Consider the following 218-nt stretch of genomic DNA (forward strand, 5'->3'; position numbering starts at 1 on the left):
TGCTGATGATCTGCGGCGCAGTAGGCTTGCCCAGCTCAACCAGGCTGCCGCCGTGGCTCATCATGATGCCCACGCCGCCGGCGCTGCCGACGGTACCGATCGCACCCGGTACGACAGTCGACGGTGCTGCGGTGAAGGTGGTGGTTACGGTGTTGTCGGTGAGGCCGGACAAGTCGCAGCCTTCGAGTTTGATCAGGACTTGCCGAGGGTTGGATTGA

Annotated in this window: 1 protein-coding gene; it reads right to left on the bottom strand. The window is 63.3% G+C overall.

The features are described from left to right. On the bottom strand, nucleotides 1–218 hold a 218-nt coding region (locus tag AC0608_RS13965; protein ID WP_478289503.1), incomplete at both ends, for a hypothetical protein.

The sequence above is a fragment of the Flavobacterium sp. GNP008 genome (assembly GCF_056428965.1).